We start from the raw sequence: 14,606 nt of genomic DNA, 5'->3' as shown, positions 1-14,606 counted from the left end.
ATCTGCGCCGCGCTGGGCCGGACAGTCCGACACGGCGCCGCGCAGCTTGGCGCTCTGGAGGCCAGTGCAGGCCGTTGCGCCCCTCGGCGGCGCGGAATACCGAACCCCATGCATGTCTGGCGCCCCCCTTCGGAGATCCGCGTGAAGGCGCTCGGCCTGCCCTGGCGGGGAAGCCGGCTGCTCGTCGCCGAGGTCTATACCGATGACGGGCGCCTCAAGGGCGTGCGCCCCCTCGGGGGCAGCGTCGGGTTCGGCGAGCCGGCGGAGGCGGCGCTCGTGCGGGAGTTCCGGGAAGAGCTCGGCCTCACCGTGCGGGTTCTCGGTGCCCCGTTCGTGATGGAGAACCTGTACACGCACGAGGGCAGCCCGGGGCACGAGGTGCTGTTCCTGTTCCCGGTCGCCCTGCCGCCGAGCGCACTCGATAAGCAGGAGCGGGTGGTCTTCCACGAGGATTGCGGCACGCCCTGCATCGCCCGCTGGTGCGATCTGGAGGAACTGGATCGCGCGGGCGGGCCGGATCTGTACCCGGTCGGGCTCAAGGCGCGGCTTCTCGCCGAGGGGCGGCCATAGCCGCGAATGCGCGTCCTCGGTTCCGGCCCTGTCGGGGCCCGGGAGCCGCTGCTAGGCTGTGCGGCGTGATCACCCGCGCCGAGTCCGCGTCCGTGCCATCGACCATCGCCGCGTCCGCCCTCGATCTCATCGGCGGCACGCCCCTGATCGCCCTCGACCGGGTCCATCCCGGACCGGGCCGCATCCTGGCGAAAGCCGAGTTCATGCAGCCCGGCGGAAGCGTCAAGGACAGGGCGGCCCGCGCGATCCTGCGCGCCGCCCGGGCGGATGGGCGGCTCGCCCCGGCCGCCGCGGTCGTGGAGATGTCGAGCGGCAATATGGGAGCCGGCCTGGCCGTGGCCTGCGCCGCGCTGGGGCACCCGCTGGTCGTCACCCTTTCGGCCGGGAACAGCCCGCAGCGGGCGCGGATGCTGGAGGCGCTCGGGGCGGAGGTCGTGCTGGTCCCGCAGGTCGACGGTGTGCCGGGACAGGTGACCGGGGCCGATGTCGCGGCCGCTGCCGAGGCGGCGCGGCACACCGCCCGGGAGCGCGGCGGTTTCTACGTCGACCAGTTTCACGCTCCGGAAGGCGTCGCGATCCACCGGGATACGACCGGCCCGGAGATCTGGGCGCAATGCGGCGGGCGGATCGAGGCCTGGGTCGCGTCGGTGGGAACGGGCGCGACCTTCCTCGGGGTTGCGGCGGCGCTCCGGGCGCGCGATCCGCGCATTATCTGTGCGGCGGTGGAGCCCGAGGGCTGCCGGCCGCTGGCGGGCGAGCCCGTCGCCAAGCCGCGCCATGTCCTGCAGGGGACGGGCTACGGCAGCGTGCCGCCGCATTGGGATCCCGGGCTCATGGATCTGGCCCTCGCGGTGTCCGACGACGAGGCCGCGCACTGGCGCCGGTTGCTGGCGGCGCGGGAGGGCCTGCATGTCGGCTACTCGGCGGCGGCCAATGTCTGCGCCGCCGCATCCCTGCTCGCCTCGGGCCGCCTGCCGGCGGACGCGATCGCCGTCACGGTGCTGTGCGACACCGGTCTCAAGTACTGACGGTTGTGGCGCCGGCCACCACCGCCTTTGCCGCTGCGCCCCCGCGATGCTAGAGCCGGGCGACCCCATCGGTCCGGGTCCTCCGCGACGCCGCGGCTGATGCGCCCGGACGTTCCGTCCGAAGCGGAGACGGGTGCTGGCGGAATCATGACGACACGACCACCCCCACGCGGCGGCCCGAAGGGGCGCAAGCCCCCGGCCGGTAAGTTTCAGCCGTATGGCGAGCGCGCCCGCACCGGCCCGCGCACCAGCGCCCGCGACGCCGCCGAGCGCGCCGCCCGCAACCGCGGCGACGATGCCGGCGCGCGCGATCCCTGGACCGCGGCGGGCACGCCCCACGCCGTCGCCGCGGCCGCGGCGGCTGCCGCCAAGCCGAAGCCCCGGCCGGCCCGGGACGAGCGCAAGGATGCGCCGCCCCCGCGCAAGGCGCCGCCCCGGCCCGGCGCCAGGCCGGCCGCGAAGGCGCAGACCCGGTCCGTCGAGTCGCGGCCCGAGCCATCGGCGCCGCCGGCCGGCCCGACCCGGCGCGAGCAGCGCGCCGCCGCCTCCGCGACCCTCGCCTCCGGGGTGCAGACCCTGACGGTCGAACCGGACGAGGCGGGCATGCGCATCGACCGCTTCCTCACCGCGCGCTTCCCGTTGCTGCCCTTCACCCGGGTCCAGAGCATCGTCCGCAAGGGCGAGCTGCGGGTCGACGGCAAGCGCGCCAAGCCGAACGACCGGCTGGAGCCGGGCATGAGCGTGCGCGTCCCGCCGCTGCGCCTCGACCAGCCGACCGAGCGGCCGCGCAGCGCCGCCCGGGAGCAGGACGATGCCGAGTTCATCCGCTCGCTGATCCTCTACGAGGACGCCGACATGATGATCCTGAACAAGCCCTTCGGCCTCGCGGTCCAGGGCGGGTCGGGCACGGTCCGCCACGTCGACGGGCTGCTCGCGGCGCTGACCGGGCCGGACGGCCAGAAGCCCCGTCTCGTCCACCGGCTCGACAAGGATACGGCCGGCTGCCTGATCATCGCCAAGACGCGGCTGGCGGCCGCGACGCTCGCCAAGAGCTTCCGCTCGCGGGCGGCGCGAAAGATCTACTGGGCACTCACCGCGGGCGTGCCGCGGGTGCGGCAGGGGCGGGTCTCGACCTACCTCGCCAAGGACGAGCCGACCGATGCCGACGCGCGCATGCGGGTCGCCAAGCACGGCGACGAGGGCGCGAGCCACGCGCTCACCTATTACGCCATGGTCGATCAGGCCGCCCAGAAGCTTTCCTGGCTGTCGTTCAAGCCGGTCACCGGGCGCACGCACCAGCTGCGCGCCCACGCGGCCCATATCGGCCACCCGATCGTCGGCGACCCGAAATACTTCTCGGTGGAGAACTGGGAGCTGCCCGGCGGCATCCAGAACCGGCTGCACCTGCTCGCCCGCCGGATCGTGATCCCGCATCCGCGCACCGGCCGGCCGGTGGATGTCAGCGCGCCGCTGCCGCCGCACATGGCCCAGAGCTGGAACCTCCTGGGCTTCGACGCCTCCCGCTACGACCCGATCGTCGAGGCGCCGGAAAGCTGAGCCTGGAGCCACGGCACGATGGCCTCCGCCAGGGCGTCGGGGGCCTCCATCGGCAGCATGTGGCCGGAGCCGTCGATCACCGTCAGGGCGGCGCCATGGATGCCGGCCTGCAGCTCCCGGGCCTCGTCGAGGCTGCGCAGGCCGTCCTGGGCGGCGGCCACCACCCGGGTCGGGCAGGCGATCGCGCCAAGCCGGTCCAGGTCGCTGGTCCGGGCCTCACCGGCCTGGCGCAGGAACACCTCGCCGCCGAGCCGATCGCCCATCGCGCGGATACGGGCGATCAGCGCCGCGTCGCCGGCCCGGTCGGGATGGACCGAGCCGAGGATCGCGGCCCGGCTGAGCCCCGAAAATCCCCGGCGGCGGACGTTCTCCACGGCCGCCGCCTTCCGCCTCGCCTGGGCCGGCGTGTCGGCCCGGGCCGAGGTGGCGATCAGCACGAGCGCCCGGACCCGCTCCGGCGCGAGCCGCGCGATCTCCCGCGCCACGTAGCCGCCCATCGAGAAGCCGATCAGCGCGAATCGCTCGGGCGCCGCCGCTGCGACCCGCCGTGCCATGGCGTCGATGCCGGAATCCCGGGTGAGGTCGCCGTGCAGGACCGGGCCGAGCGGTGCGAGGCGCGGCAGCATGTCCGCCCAGAGGTCGGGATCGGTCATGAAGCCGGGGAGCAGGACGAGGGTCATGGGGCTCTCACGCGTGCCGGCCCCGATATCCCGGTGCAGCGCCGCCCGCGGCCCATAGGTCTCGCGTCCGCCACGCCTTGGCAATCGGCCGACTCGCCTCATATGCTGATCAGTGACCCGCCGTTCCGCCGCGGGGCCGATTTCCCGCGGTTCGAGACCCTGACGTATGAAGCTCGCGACGTTGGCCTGCCTCGCCGCCCTCTGCCTCGTCGGGCCGGCGGCCTATGCCGCGCCGGGCGAGGCGGCAAAGCCGGCCGCGTCGACAAATCCGGCACCGCCATCCAACGCGTCCCGGCAGACCCAGCCGGCACCGGCCACGCCCGCGCCGGCCCAGACCGCCCCCGCCGCCGAGGCGCCCCAGCAGCCTGCGCCCTCCCCCGCGCCGTCGAATGCCCAGCCTCAAGCCGCCCAACGGCCGGCCTCGAGCGCCCGGGCCGAGCGCCGGCGGCGGTCCTACGCGGCCTGCAACCGCGCCTCGCACCAGCGCGGGCTGCGCGGCGGCAAGCGCCGGCGGTTCCTGATCCGCTGCCGCCTCGGCTACGAGCGCACGCATGGCCAGCCGGCGCAGCCGAGCGCCGGCCAGCCGGTGCAGCCGGGCCGCAAGCCGTGACCGGCCGCGCCGCGCCGGGCGCACCCGGGCGATGAAGCTGATCGTCTTCGACGTCGATGGCACGCTGGTCGACAGCCAGCACCTGATCGTGGCGGCCCAGGGCCTCGCCTTCGCGGAGAACGGCCTGCCGGCCCCGGGCCGGCGCGAGGCGCTCTCGGTGGTCGGCCTGTCGCTGCCGCAGGCGTTCCGCCGCCTCGTGGGCGAGGACGGGCCGATCGTCGAACTCTCGGAGAGCTACAAGCAGGCCTACAACCGCCTGCGGGTCGATCCCGCCTACGAGGAGCCGCTGTTCCCGGGCATGGGCGAGCTGCTGGCGCGGCTGCATGCCCGCGAGGACGTGCTGATCGGCCTCGCCACCGGCAAGTCCCGGCGCGGCGTCGACCGCCTGATCGCGCATCACGGCTGGGCCGACTGGTTCGTGACCACGCAGAGCGCGGACGACGCGCCGTCGAAGCCCGATCCGACCATGCTGCTCCAGGCGATGGCCGAGGCCGGCTGCGCCCCCGAGGCGACCGTCATGGTCGGCGACACCACCTTCGACATCGGCATGGGCGTGTCGGCCGGGGCCGTCGCCGTGGGGGTCGGCTGGGGCTATCACCCGGCCGGGGCCCTCTACGGGGCGGGGGCGGTCACGGTGGTGTCGAGCGCGGGCGCGCTGGAAGGGCTGCTGTCCGGGGGGGAGCCTCCGGATTCTCACGCTTCGCCGTCATCGCGGGCGTAGCGACGCGACCCCGGGAATCGCACCGCGTGGAGAACGCGCCTCATCCGGGGCCGCTTCGCTCCGCGCGCGATGACGGTGCGACTTCCGACGAGGCTCGCCGACGAACCCGAAAGCTCCTATCTGGCATCCATGAGCGATGTGACGAACGAGTGGCTCGGCGAACCGGGCGACGGGGAGCGACCCGATCCCGTGCGGGCGGCCCGCGGCCATGCCAAGCCCGCCCTGCCCCGGCGGTTCTATCAGGAGGCCGGCTTCGCCGAGGGCCCGGACGGGTTCCGGCTGACCCTCGACGGCCGTCCGGCGAACACCCCCGCCCGCAACCCGCTGAGCCTGCCGACCCGGGCGCTCGCCGAGAAGATCGCGGCCGAATGGGCGGCCCAGGACACGGTGATCGATCCGGCCAGGATGCCGCTGACCCGGCTGGCCAATACCAGCATCGACGGCGTCGCCCCCCGGCACGCCGCCGTGGTGGAGGATCTCTCCGCCTATGCCGGCACCGATCTGCTCGCCTATCGCGCCGGGGATCCGGAGCGCCTGGTCTCGGCCCAGGCCGCGTCCTGGGACCCGATCCTCGACTGGGCGCGGGAGACTTTTGGCGCCCGGGTGATCCTCAGCGAGGGCGTGATGCATGTGGAGCAGCCGCCCGATACCGTGCGGGCTTTGTCCGACGCGGTCGCCGCGGTCGAGAGCCCGTTCCGGCTGGCCGGCCTGCACACACTGACCACGCTGACCGGCTCGCTGCTGATCGCGCTCGCGGTCCTGCGCGGCCGCCTCAGCCCGGCCGAGGCCTGGGACGCGGCCCATGTCGACGAGACCTACCAGGCGGCAATCTGGGGCAGCGACGCCGAGGCCGAGGCGCGGCTGGCGATCCGCCGGACGGAATTCGAGGCCGCGGCCGAGCTGATCGCCAGCGTCTGACCATTCGGCTGTGCCCGCCTGGCAGGGTGGATTGCGCAGATGCGCTTGCGCAACATGCCCGGACTCGCTGTCGCGAGGCCGCGTAGCCGGCTGACATGCCGCGAGGATTGACTTAGGGTCGGGCTATTCCAGTCGTCGGATCATCCATGCGCGCCGATCCTTGCCATGACAGTCGTTTCACCGGCGAATTGGCCGCGCTTCTTGCCACCAAGCAGTCTTCCGACGACGAGGCGGCGCGCGAGGCTTTGTTCGCGGCCCTGTCGCGGCTGGAACGTCAGGCGCTGATCGCCGGCGCCGCGGATTCGACCCTGGGGAAGATCGCCGAGGCCCGGTTCCTGGTCGGGATCCTGCGCGACTCGATGCGCCCGTCGCGGATCGCGCCGCTGCGCAGCCTGCTGCGGCTGGCGGCGGAGCCGCGCCGGCTCGCGGAAGCCGATCCGGTCTGAGGCGCCAACCTCCTACCGCGCCGGCTGGGCCAGCGCCGACCGCACCTTCCCCTCCAGCGAGGCCGGCTTCGCCGACGGCGCGAACCGGGCGATCACCTGACCGTTCCGGCCGACCAGGAACTTGGTGAAGTTCCACTTGATCGCCTTCGTGCCGAACAGGCCCGAGCGGGCCTGTTTCAGGTGGTCGAACAGCGGTTCGGCCTCCGGGCCGTTCACCGCCACCTTGCCGAGCACCGGGAAGCTGACGTCGTAGGTCAGCGAGCAGAACTTGGCGATCTCGGCGGCGTCCCCCGGTTCCTGCGCGCCGAACTGGTTGCAGGGGAAGCCCAGGACCGTCAGGCCCGCGTCGCGATGCGCCCGCCACAGCGTCTCCAGCCCGGCATATTGCGGGGTGAAGCCGCAGCGCGAGGCCGTGTTCACGATGAGCAGCACCTCGCCGCGATGCTGCGCGAGGGGGTACGGGCTCCCGTCGGCCGCGGGAACGGTGAAATCGTGAGTCGTCGTCATGCGCGATCACTCGGGCAAACAGGCGATCGCCGCAAGGGTGTTACGCGGCTTTGACCTTCTGCACGTCGAAGCTCGGACCCTGCGGGGTCATCCGGTCGTGCGACACGATCCGCTCGTCCGGCGCGACCACCCCGAGGCTGACGTCCCGGTCCGGCAGGACCACCGTGGTGGTCTTGTTGACGTGCACGAGCACGTGGCGGCGCAGGGGCACGGAGGCCGCCGCCCAGCGCTTGAGCTGGCCGTAATAGGGCTCCCGGCGCCAGACATTCGCCTGGCCGGGATCGACCTGCACGTTCATGTTGCGCGACAGCGGGTCGAGGGTGAGCACCATCTTGGCGCGGTCGGGCTTCCATTCCGGCCCGAGCCAGCTCTCGGTCATCCAGAGGCAGTGGAACGCCCGGCAATGGTCGGGGCGCGTCGCGTGGATCGCGCAGCCCTGGCCGGCCTTGGTGTGGCGGCACCACTGGCCCGCCACGCTCTCCACCGCCGGCACGTCGTAGACCTTGCAGCACAGGGTGCAGGCGCCGCAGGCGCGCCCGGGGGCCGGCTGCGCCACGAAGGTTTCGGGCGCCAGGACGGGCGAGGGACCGGAAGTGAGCATGAATCGTGCGTCGCGCGGGTCAAACACGGGGGCCATGCATCCGGGATGAGCCGGGCGCAGGGCCGCGGGACTACCTGCACGGGCATCGGGTCGGTAGTGTGGCGGATCCCCTGGGCATGAGGACGGTGCGAACGATGCTCTCGAATCTCGCGACCCGCGACGTCGAAACCCTGCTCCACCCCTACACCAACCTGTCGACCCACCGGCATACCGGCCCGCTGGTGCTGGAGCGCGGCGAGGGGGTCCACGTCTACGACACGGAGGGCCGGTCCTATATCGAGGGCATGTCGGGCCTGTGGTGCACGGCGCTCGGCTACTCGAACGCGGAGCTGGTCGAGGCCGCCCGGGTCCAGATGGGAAGGCTGCCCTTCACCCACCTGTTCTCCGGCCGCAGCCACGATCCGGGGATCGAGCTGGCCGAGACCCTCAAGGAGCTGATGCCGGTCCCGACCTCGAAGATCTTCTTCACGTCTTCCGGGTCGGAAGCCAACGACACCCAGGTCAAGCTGACCTGGTACTACAACAACGCGCTGGGCCGGCCGCACAAGAAAAAGATCATCGCACGGCAGAAGGGCTATCACGGCGTCACGGTGGCCAGCGCCTCGATGACCGGGCTGACCGCGAACCATGCCGACTGGGACCTGCCGCTGCCGGGCTTCCTGCACGTCGCCTGCCCGCATTTCTATCGGGGCGCCGAGCTGGGCGAGACCGAGGAGGCCTATTCGGCCCGCCTCGCCGCCGATCTGGAGCAGACGATCCTGCGCGAGGGGCCCGAGACCGTCGCGGCCTTCATCGCCGAGCCGGTGATGGGCGCCGGCGGGGCGATCGTGCCGCCGCGGGGCTACTTCGCGGCAATCCAGGCGGTGCTGACGAAATACGAGGTCCGGATGATCGCCGACGAGGTGATCTGCGGCTTCGGCCGGCTCGGCACCTGGTTCGGCAGCGAGGCGCTGGGGATCCGGCCCGACTCGATCTCCTTCGCCAAGGCCCTGACCTCGGCCTACATGCCGCTCGGCGGCGTCAGCATCGACGAGCCGCTCTACGAGGCGATGATCGGCCAGAGCGAGAAGCTCGGCACCTTCGGCCACGGCACCACCTATTCCGGCCATCCCGTGGCGGCCGCGGTGGCGCTGAAGGCGATCGAGATCTACCGGCGCGACCGGGTGATCGAGGGCGCGGCCGAGAAGGCGCCGCACTTCCAGCGTCGGCTCGCGGCGCTGGCCCAGCACGACATCGTCGGCGAGGCCGGGGGCATCGGGCTGATCGGCGGGCTGGAGATCGTCGCCGACAAGGCCAGCAAGCGCCAGTACGAGCCGAAGGCGGGCGTGGCCGCCCGCTGCGTCGCCTTCGCGCAGGCCGAGGGCCTGATCGTGCGCGCGCTCACCGGCGACCGGGTCGCCCTCTGCCCGCCGCTGATCATAAGCCCGGACGAGATCGACGCGCTGTTCGACCGGCTCGGCCGGGCGCTCGACCGCACCCGCGACTGGATCCGCGCCGAGGGGCTGGAGGCGATGCCGGGCTGAGGCGAGCCGGGACGGCTCGCCCTCCTCTCCCGCACGGGCTACGATGGTCAGACAGCGCTGCCGAACGAGAACCAAGGCCAACCCCAAGCGCGCCTCCCTCCCCCCTCTGCGGGGGAGGGTGGGCCTCGCGTGAGCGAGGGTCGGGAGAGGGGAGCCCGGGTTCAGCAGAGAATGCGACCGGCACGACGGGCAACACACTGTTCTGCCGCGTCGCTCCCCTCTCCCGACCCCCTTCGGGGCCCCCCCGCAGAGGGGGGAGGGAAAGCGCGTGTTGGCCTGGGAAAGACCACGATCGAAACCGGTTTCGACCGTCGGCACACCTCACACCGGGTCGCGCTGCGCCTCCACCTGCGCGGTGGTCTGGATGCCCGTCGCGGTCAGCGGCGTGATCCGCAGGGTGGTGATCCGGTTCTTGGCCTTGCGGATCACCTGGAAACGGAAGCCGTGGAAGTTGAAGGCCGTGCCCTGGTCGGGGATGGTCCGGGCCTCGTGGATGACGAGGCCCGCGATGGTGGTGGCCTCGTCGTCGGGCAGGTTCCAGTCCATGGCGCGGTTGAGGTCGCGGATCGGCACGCCGCCGTCGACATTGACCGACCCGTCGCCCTGCGGGCGCACGCCCGAGACGGTGACGTCGTGCTCGTCCGCGATCTCGCCGACGATCTCCTCGAGGATGTCCTCCAGGGTCACGAGGCCCATCACCTCGCCGTACTCGTCGACCACCAGGGCGAAATGGGTCTTCTTGGTGAGGAACGCCTTGAGCTGGGCGCGCAGCGAGGTCGTGCCCGGCACGAACCAGGTCTCCAGCGCCAGGGCCTCGACCTTCAGCCCCGAGGCGTCCCCGCCGGCGGCGTCGAGCGCCCGCAGCAGGTCCTTGGCGTGGAGCACGCCGACGATGTTCTCAGGGGTCCCGCGCCACAGGGGCATGCGGGTATAGGGCGAGGCCAGCACCGCCCGGACGATGTCCTCGGACGGCTGGTCGGCGTCGATCGCCCGCATCTTGGTGCGGTGGACCATCACGTCCGAGACCGACAGGTTCGACAGGTCGAGCAGGCCGCCCAGCATGTCGCGCTCGGCCTTGGCGACGCCGCCTTCCCGGTGCATCAGCGCCACCTGCCCGCGCAACTCCTCGGAGGCGGTGAGGATCGACTGGTGCTCGCCGATGGTGATGCCGAACGGCTTCAGCATCAGCCGCACGAGGTGCTCGATGGAGATCGCCGCCGGGCCCATGATGGCGACCGCGAAGGCCACCGGCCGGGCCATCAGCAGAGCCGCCTTGTCGGGCTTGGAGATGGCGAGCGTCTTCGGCAGCACCTCGGCGAAGACGATGACCAGCACCGACATGCCGACGGTCGCGTAGATCACGCCGTTCTTGCCGAACAGGGCGGTGAGCACGCTGGTGGTGAATGCCGAGGCGCCGATCGCCACGATGTTGTAGCCGATCAGCATCGCGCCGATGAAGCGCTCGCGGATCGCCAGGATCCGGTTGACGATCGCCGCGCGCGGGTCGCCCGCCTGTTCGAGGGCGTGCATCCGCGCCCGGGAGGCGGCGGTGAAGGCGGTCTCGGCGCCCGCGAAGAAGGCCGAGAGCAGCAGTGAGATCACCACGATGCTCGCGGCGAACCACAGGTCGATATGGGTGTCCATCGTTTCCAAGAGGCACGACTCGTGCGGCGGGGAGGCCGCCCATATAGCGCCTCGCGCCGGTTATTGCGCGCCGATCCGACGCACCGTCCACGTCGCCCAGTAGACCGGCCTTCCGTAGAGGGTCGAGGCGTCCCGCCCGGCCGCCGAGGGGGCGAGCCGGTCGAGCCAGGTCAGGAACCCGGCCTTGCCCGGATAGACCGCCGGAGTGTCGAGGTTGCCCTGCGCGTCGGTCATCCAGAAATGCGCGCTCCGGTCGAAGCGGCCGCTGCCGTCGCCCCCCGAGCGCAGCCCGAGATAGGACGGCGAGCGGCCGGCCTCCACCGGGTCGGCGTAGAGGGTGAGCGCCCCGATCCCGTCGAGGTTGAGGTCCGGTGTGTATTGCAGGCAGATATCGGCCACCGGGCCGCCCGGGGCGTTGGCCGGGCGCTGGCAGGTATAGGACACCGCCCAGCGCTGCATGCCCTTGGCCCGCGCCACCCGGACGACGCTCCCCGGCGGCAGCGGCCCGGCGAGTTTCCTCGCCGCGGACCAGACCTTCGCGGCCGAGAGGTCCTTCGCGGTGCGCAGGTAGAGCGCGGTGCGCCGCTTCTCGGGGGCGAGGCCGCAATCCTCGGGCAGCACGTCGGTGTAGACGTAGTGATACGTGCGGTCGACGATGCTGATCGAGCCGGACAGCCCGTGGGTCTCGAAGGCCGGGGCCGGGCAGGCGGAGGCGATCGGCTTGCCGGCCTCGTCGGCCACCGGGGCCGGGGTCGGCAGCGCGCCGCGGCCGCCGGGCACGAACGGCGTCCAGGCGAGCCCGTAGCCGTCCGGGGTGCGGGTGCGGATCTCGAAGGTCTGGAAGTCGAGGGTCCTTGCCGCGATCTGCACCCGGCGCCGGATATCGGCCGGCTGCGCCGCCGGCTCGTCCCGCTCGGCCCGGCGGCCGCGCCGCCGCCCGGTGGGCTCCTCGTCCTGATCGGTATTGCCGCCGACGCGCTCCTGGCCGAGCAGGAAGACGTAGCTGTAGGCTTCCCCGGCCCAGTCGCGGCCTGAGACCGCGATCGGGTCGCGGGGGCCGATACCCTCGAGGGCGGGGGCCGGCTCGGACGAGCCGCGCCTGGCCGCACGCTCCTCCGGGAGATCGACCCAGAACCGGTCGGCCGAGGGCGGCAGCGTCGTGGCCAGCGCCTCCGGGCTGCGGCCGGTGCGGAGCGAGCCGCCGTCGCGGCTGTCGGTGGCGCGCCGCTCCGGGCAGGGCTCGTCCCGGCGGCGCGACGGCAGCGGGCTCTGGCCCTGGAAGATCATCTGCAGCGGTCCCGGGGCTTCCGCCCGCGGCAGCCGCAGGATCTGGACGCCGCGCACGAACGCGCAGGGCGCCGGCGCGATCAGCACGCCCTCGGCCTCGGCGCCGTCGCGGCAGATCTCCAGGCCGCCCCCGCCGGTGACGTAGCAGCTCGGCGCGCTGGTCTCGGCGCCGGCGGGCCGAGCCTCGACCGGAGCCCCGGCCAGGCCGAGCGCGAGAGCGGAGGTCGCCAGAACGGCCGCGGCCCGGGCCGCCGGGCGCCGGGGCGTGTCGGTTCTGTTAGACTGCAGTTCGACGCTATCGGCAGATATCGTCGCGGCGGCGTTCAAAGATGTCACGTCTATCGCCGCTGTCGATCCGGTTGTTCGGAATGTTCGGCAGCCTCTATCCGATGGTCCGGCCACCGGGAAGTGGCGCGGACCACGCATGTTCGGCCCGCCCGCGCCACCGCCGCGTTCGGCGAGGCGAACCCGGCGCCCGCTCGCCCGTTGTCGCGGCTTGAGGGGGCGAAACGCCCGACCCAGTCAGCGTCCGGAGACCAACGCATGGATATCGCCGTCGAGACCGTCACCGACATCGTTCTGCGGCTGCGCGCCATCGAGGTGAAGGAAGGCAACACCGATCCGGATTCCGGCTCGAACCCGATCGACGACGGCTCCACCGACGTCCTCATCTCGGGCACCGACGACGCCACGGAATCCGAGGTGCGCGGCGCCATCGCCGGGCTGGACGACGACGCCCGGGCCGAGCTCCTGGCGCTGTTCTATATCGGCCGCGGCGACATGGAGCCGGAGGAGTGGGGCGAGGCGGTGCGCTTCGCCCGGGAGCGCGAATCTGTCGGCGAGGGCGCCGTGAAGGAGCTGCTGAGCGCGCCGGATGCCGGCGACCTGCTGGAGGAGGGCCTCGACGCGATGGGGCTCAGCCCCGAATTGCCGCAGGCCTGACCCCGAACCGGAGACCGGCGGCATGGCTTCCCGGGTTCGCCGAGCCGTCAACAAGGCGGTGCGGGTCCTCACCCGCCCGGTCCGCCGGGCTCAGGGGCATGGTGGCACGGGCCCGGGCGGGCTCGTGGTCGAGCCCTATCGCGGCTACGGCTCGCGCGACGAGATCTTCCTGATCGGCCGCGTGTTCCGGCAATCCCCCGGCATTCCCGGGGAGGATCCGGATTCCCTGCGGGCGCAGTGGCGGGACCTGCGCCGCCGCATCGCCCGGCGCACGGTTGCGGGCGCCGCGATCACGGCCCGGTTCGGCGGGGACGCGGCCCGGACCGAGACCGACCGCGACGGCTATTTCCGCCTCCGCCTGCAGCCGCGGGACCTGCCCGGACGCCCCGGGGCCTGGCAGACGGTGGAGCTGGTCCTGGAGGACGAGCCGCCGATCTCCGCCGAGGGTGCGGTGTTCATCCCGCCCGAGGGCTGCTGCTGCGTGGTCATCAGCGATATCGACGACACGGTGATGCATACCGGCGTCGCCAACAAGCTGCAGATGCTCTGGCGGCTGTTCGTCGAGGATGCCGACAGCCGCGTCGCCTTCCCGGGCGTCGCCGCCCTGTACCGCGCCCTGCACGACGGCGCCGGCGGGGCCGAGGGCAACCCGATGCTCTACGTCTCCCGGGCCCCCTGGGGCCTCTACGAGATGCTGTCCGAGTTCTTCCAGCGGCACGGCATCCCGGTCGGGCCGGTGCTGTTCCTGCGGGAATGGGGCCTGTCCTGGACGCACCCGCTGCCGCGCCGGGCCACCGACCACAAGCAGGCGCTGATCCGCAACATGCTGGCCCTCTACCGCGACCTGCCCTTCGTGCTGATCGGCGACAGCGGCCAGCACGACCCGGAGGTCTACGCCCAGATCGTCGAGGAGCATCCCGGGCGGGTGCTCGCGGTCTATATCCGCAACGTCTCCAACGATTCCGCCCGGGTCGAAGAGATCGTCCGGCTCGCCGGAGCGGTCGCCCGGTCCGGCTCCAGCCTGGTGCTGGCCGCCGACAGCGTCGCCATGGCCGAGCACGCCGCCGGGATCGGGCTGATCACCCCGGAGGCGGTGGCCCGCGTCGCCGACGAGCATGCCGGCGCCGAAGCCGCCCCCCGCCGCGAGACCGCCCGCATCACCGCCGAGCCCAAAGCCCCGGGCGAGGCCGCCACCGAGGCCACGATCTCCCCCGACGCCGTCGCGGACGCACTGGTCAGCGATGGAACCGTGCCCGCCACCGTGGTGGTCGAGCCGGAACACCCGGCCGCCCTGCCCCGGGTGGCCGGGTGATTCTTTTTGGGGGTGCGAGCTGTCCCCCACACCGTCATTGCGAGCGGAGCGAAGCAACCTAGTGATGCGCAACGTTCTGAGATCGCGCGTTGCCCTAGGTTGCTTCGCTGCGCTCGCAATGACGGTCCTGCGTTCAAAGGTTCGTGCAACGCCCGAACCCTAGGACGAAAAACAGGTCCCATCCCGGCCGCACCCCTGTATCCCTGACGGCCGAACGCCCCCGCCTGCAATGACGGGCCGTCGCGAAGGGCTGTTCGCTG

General features: G+C 72.5%; 15 protein-coding genes. 10 read left to right on the top strand and 5 right to left on the bottom strand.

Translation table 11 applies throughout. The features are described from left to right. Positions 1–108: 108 nt before the first annotated feature. From LGR69_RS23445 to LGR69_RS23435, 3 genes are all read left to right on the top strand, one after another. Positions 109–570, top strand: a complete 462-nt coding sequence (locus LGR69_RS23445; protein ID WP_230367503.1) for an NUDIX hydrolase — start codon at positions 109–111, stop codon at positions 568–570. A 92-nt stretch (positions 571–662) separates the two neighbouring features. Then, positions 663–1,598, top strand: a complete 936-nt coding sequence (locus LGR69_RS23440) for a PLP-dependent cysteine synthase family protein (protein WP_230367502.1) — start codon at positions 663–665, stop codon at positions 1,596–1,598. 147 nt (positions 1,599–1,745) lie between these two features. Next, positions 1,746–3,155, top strand: a complete 1,410-nt coding sequence (locus tag LGR69_RS23435) for an RluA family pseudouridine synthase (RefSeq protein ID WP_230367501.1) — start codon at positions 1,746–1,748, stop codon at positions 3,153–3,155. Here LGR69_RS23435 and LGR69_RS23430 read toward each other — a convergent pair. Beyond that, entirely contained in the window at positions 3,122–3,835 is a 714-nt protein-coding gene (locus LGR69_RS23430) for an alpha/beta fold hydrolase (RefSeq protein WP_230367500.1), read from the bottom strand. The two genes, LGR69_RS23435 and LGR69_RS23430, sit on opposite strands and share 34 nt — an antisense overlap. A gap of 166 nt (positions 3,836–4,001) precedes the next feature. Here LGR69_RS23430 and LGR69_RS23425 point away from each other — a divergent pair, with 166 nt between their 5' ends. From LGR69_RS23425 to LGR69_RS23410, 4 genes are all read left to right on the top strand, one after another. Further along, a complete protein-coding gene (locus LGR69_RS23425; RefSeq protein WP_230367499.1) occupies positions 4,002–4,445 on the top strand; it encodes a hypothetical protein in 444 nt (147 codons plus the stop codon). A gap of 31 nt (positions 4,446–4,476) precedes the next feature. Beyond that, complete coding sequence (locus tag LGR69_RS23420; protein ID WP_230367498.1) at positions 4,477–5,166, top strand: HAD-IA family hydrolase; 690 nt, start codon at positions 4,477–4,479, stop codon at positions 5,164–5,166. A 129-nt stretch (positions 5,167–5,295) separates the two neighbouring features. Continuing rightward, the gene (locus LGR69_RS23415; RefSeq protein WP_230367497.1) at positions 5,296–6,084 is read left to right on the top strand and encodes an ATP12 family chaperone protein; all 789 of its coding nucleotides are present in this window, start codon (positions 5,296–5,298) and stop codon (positions 6,082–6,084) included. A 146-nt stretch (positions 6,085–6,230) separates the two neighbouring features. After that, a complete protein-coding gene (locus LGR69_RS23410; protein ID WP_007564738.1) occupies positions 6,231–6,530 on the top strand; it encodes a hypothetical protein in 300 nt (99 codons plus the stop codon). A 12-nt stretch (positions 6,531–6,542) separates the two neighbouring features. Here LGR69_RS23410 and LGR69_RS23405 read toward each other — a convergent pair whose 3' ends face one another. Continuing rightward, the gene (locus LGR69_RS23405; RefSeq protein ID WP_230367496.1) at positions 6,543–7,037 is read right to left on the bottom strand and encodes a glutathione peroxidase; all 495 of its coding nucleotides are present in this window, start codon (positions 7,035–7,037) and stop codon (positions 6,543–6,545) included. A gap of 40 nt (positions 7,038–7,077) precedes the next feature. Next, complete coding sequence (locus LGR69_RS23400; protein WP_039903197.1) at positions 7,078–7,638, bottom strand: hypothetical protein; 561 nt, start codon at positions 7,636–7,638, stop codon at positions 7,078–7,080. 134 nt (positions 7,639–7,772) lie between these two features. Here LGR69_RS23400 and LGR69_RS23395 point away from each other — a divergent pair, with 134 nt between their 5' ends. Continuing rightward, positions 7,773–9,161: an aminotransferase gene (locus LGR69_RS23395; protein WP_230367528.1), complete on the top strand. Its 1,389-nt coding sequence runs from the start codon at positions 7,773–7,775 to the stop codon at positions 9,159–9,161. A 321-nt stretch (positions 9,162–9,482) separates the two neighbouring features. On the opposite strand, the gene LGR69_RS23390 is transcribed toward LGR69_RS23395, so the two are convergent. Together LGR69_RS23390 and LGR69_RS23385 are read right to left on the bottom strand one after the other, a co-directional pair. Beyond that, entirely contained in the window at positions 9,483–10,805 is a 1,323-nt protein-coding gene (locus LGR69_RS23390; RefSeq protein ID WP_007564732.1) for an HlyC/CorC family transporter, read from the bottom strand. Between the two features lie 60 nt (positions 10,806–10,865). Further along, entirely contained in the window at positions 10,866–12,428 is a 1,563-nt protein-coding gene (locus LGR69_RS23385; protein ID WP_230367495.1) for a hypothetical protein, read from the bottom strand. Between the two features lie 207 nt (positions 12,429–12,635). Here LGR69_RS23385 and LGR69_RS23380 point away from each other — a divergent pair, with 207 nt between their 5' ends. Next, positions 12,636–13,034 (top strand): DUF3775 domain-containing protein, encoded by a 399-nt coding sequence (locus tag LGR69_RS23380; protein WP_007564729.1) that lies wholly within the window; start codon positions 12,636–12,638, stop codon positions 13,032–13,034. 22 nt (positions 13,035–13,056) lie between these two features. After that, positions 13,057–14,346: an App1 family protein gene (locus LGR69_RS23375; protein WP_230367494.1), complete on the top strand. Its 1,290-nt coding sequence runs from the start codon at positions 13,057–13,059 to the stop codon at positions 14,344–14,346. Positions 14,347–14,606: the final 260 nt, after the last annotated feature.

The sequence above is a fragment of the Methylobacterium brachiatum genome (assembly GCF_020523825.1).
GTDB lineage: Bacteria > Pseudomonadota > Alphaproteobacteria > Rhizobiales > Beijerinckiaceae > Methylobacterium > Methylobacterium brachiatum.
Note: the sequence above shows the minus strand (reverse complement) of the source record. Positions and strands in the feature narration are given on the sequence as shown.

Excerpts from the sequence above, each read along its gene's own strand:
- LGR69_RS23395 (WP_230367528.1), top strand. The coding sequence starts at position 7,773 with ATGCTCTCGAATCTCGCGACCCGCGACGTCGAAACCCTGCTCCACCCC.
- LGR69_RS23390 (WP_007564732.1), bottom strand. The coding sequence starts at position 10,805 with ATGGACACCCATATCGACCTGTGGTTCGCCGCGAGCATCGTGGTGATC.
- LGR69_RS23415 (WP_230367497.1), top strand. The coding sequence starts at position 5,296 with ATGAGCGATGTGACGAACGAGTGGCTCGGCGAACCGGGCGACGGGGAG.
- LGR69_RS23430 (WP_230367500.1), bottom strand. The coding sequence starts at position 3,835 with ATGACCCTCGTCCTGCTCCCCGGCTTCATGACCGATCCCGACCTCTGG.
- LGR69_RS23420 (WP_230367498.1), top strand. The coding sequence starts at position 4,477 with ATGAAGCTGATCGTCTTCGACGTCGATGGCACGCTGGTCGACAGCCAG.
- LGR69_RS23435 (WP_230367501.1), top strand. The coding sequence starts at position 1,746 with ATGACGACACGACCACCCCCACGCGGCGGCCCGAAGGGGCGCAAGCCC.
- LGR69_RS23400 (WP_039903197.1), bottom strand. The coding sequence starts at position 7,638 with ATGCTCACTTCCGGTCCCTCGCCCGTCCTGGCGCCCGAAACCTTCGTG.
- LGR69_RS23375 (WP_230367494.1), top strand. The coding sequence starts at position 13,057 with ATGGCTTCCCGGGTTCGCCGAGCCGTCAACAAGGCGGTGCGGGTCCTC.
- LGR69_RS23445 (WP_230367503.1), top strand. The coding sequence starts at position 109 with ATGCATGTCTGGCGCCCCCCTTCGGAGATCCGCGTGAAGGCGCTCGGC.
- LGR69_RS23405 (WP_230367496.1), bottom strand. The coding sequence starts at position 7,037 with ATGACGACGACTCACGATTTCACCGTTCCCGCGGCCGACGGGAGCCCG.
- LGR69_RS23380 (WP_007564729.1), top strand. The coding sequence starts at position 12,636 with ATGGATATCGCCGTCGAGACCGTCACCGACATCGTTCTGCGGCTGCGC.
- LGR69_RS23410 (WP_007564738.1), top strand. The coding sequence starts at position 6,231 with ATGCGCGCCGATCCTTGCCATGACAGTCGTTTCACCGGCGAATTGGCC.
- LGR69_RS23425 (WP_230367499.1), top strand. The coding sequence starts at position 4,002 with ATGAAGCTCGCGACGTTGGCCTGCCTCGCCGCCCTCTGCCTCGTCGGG.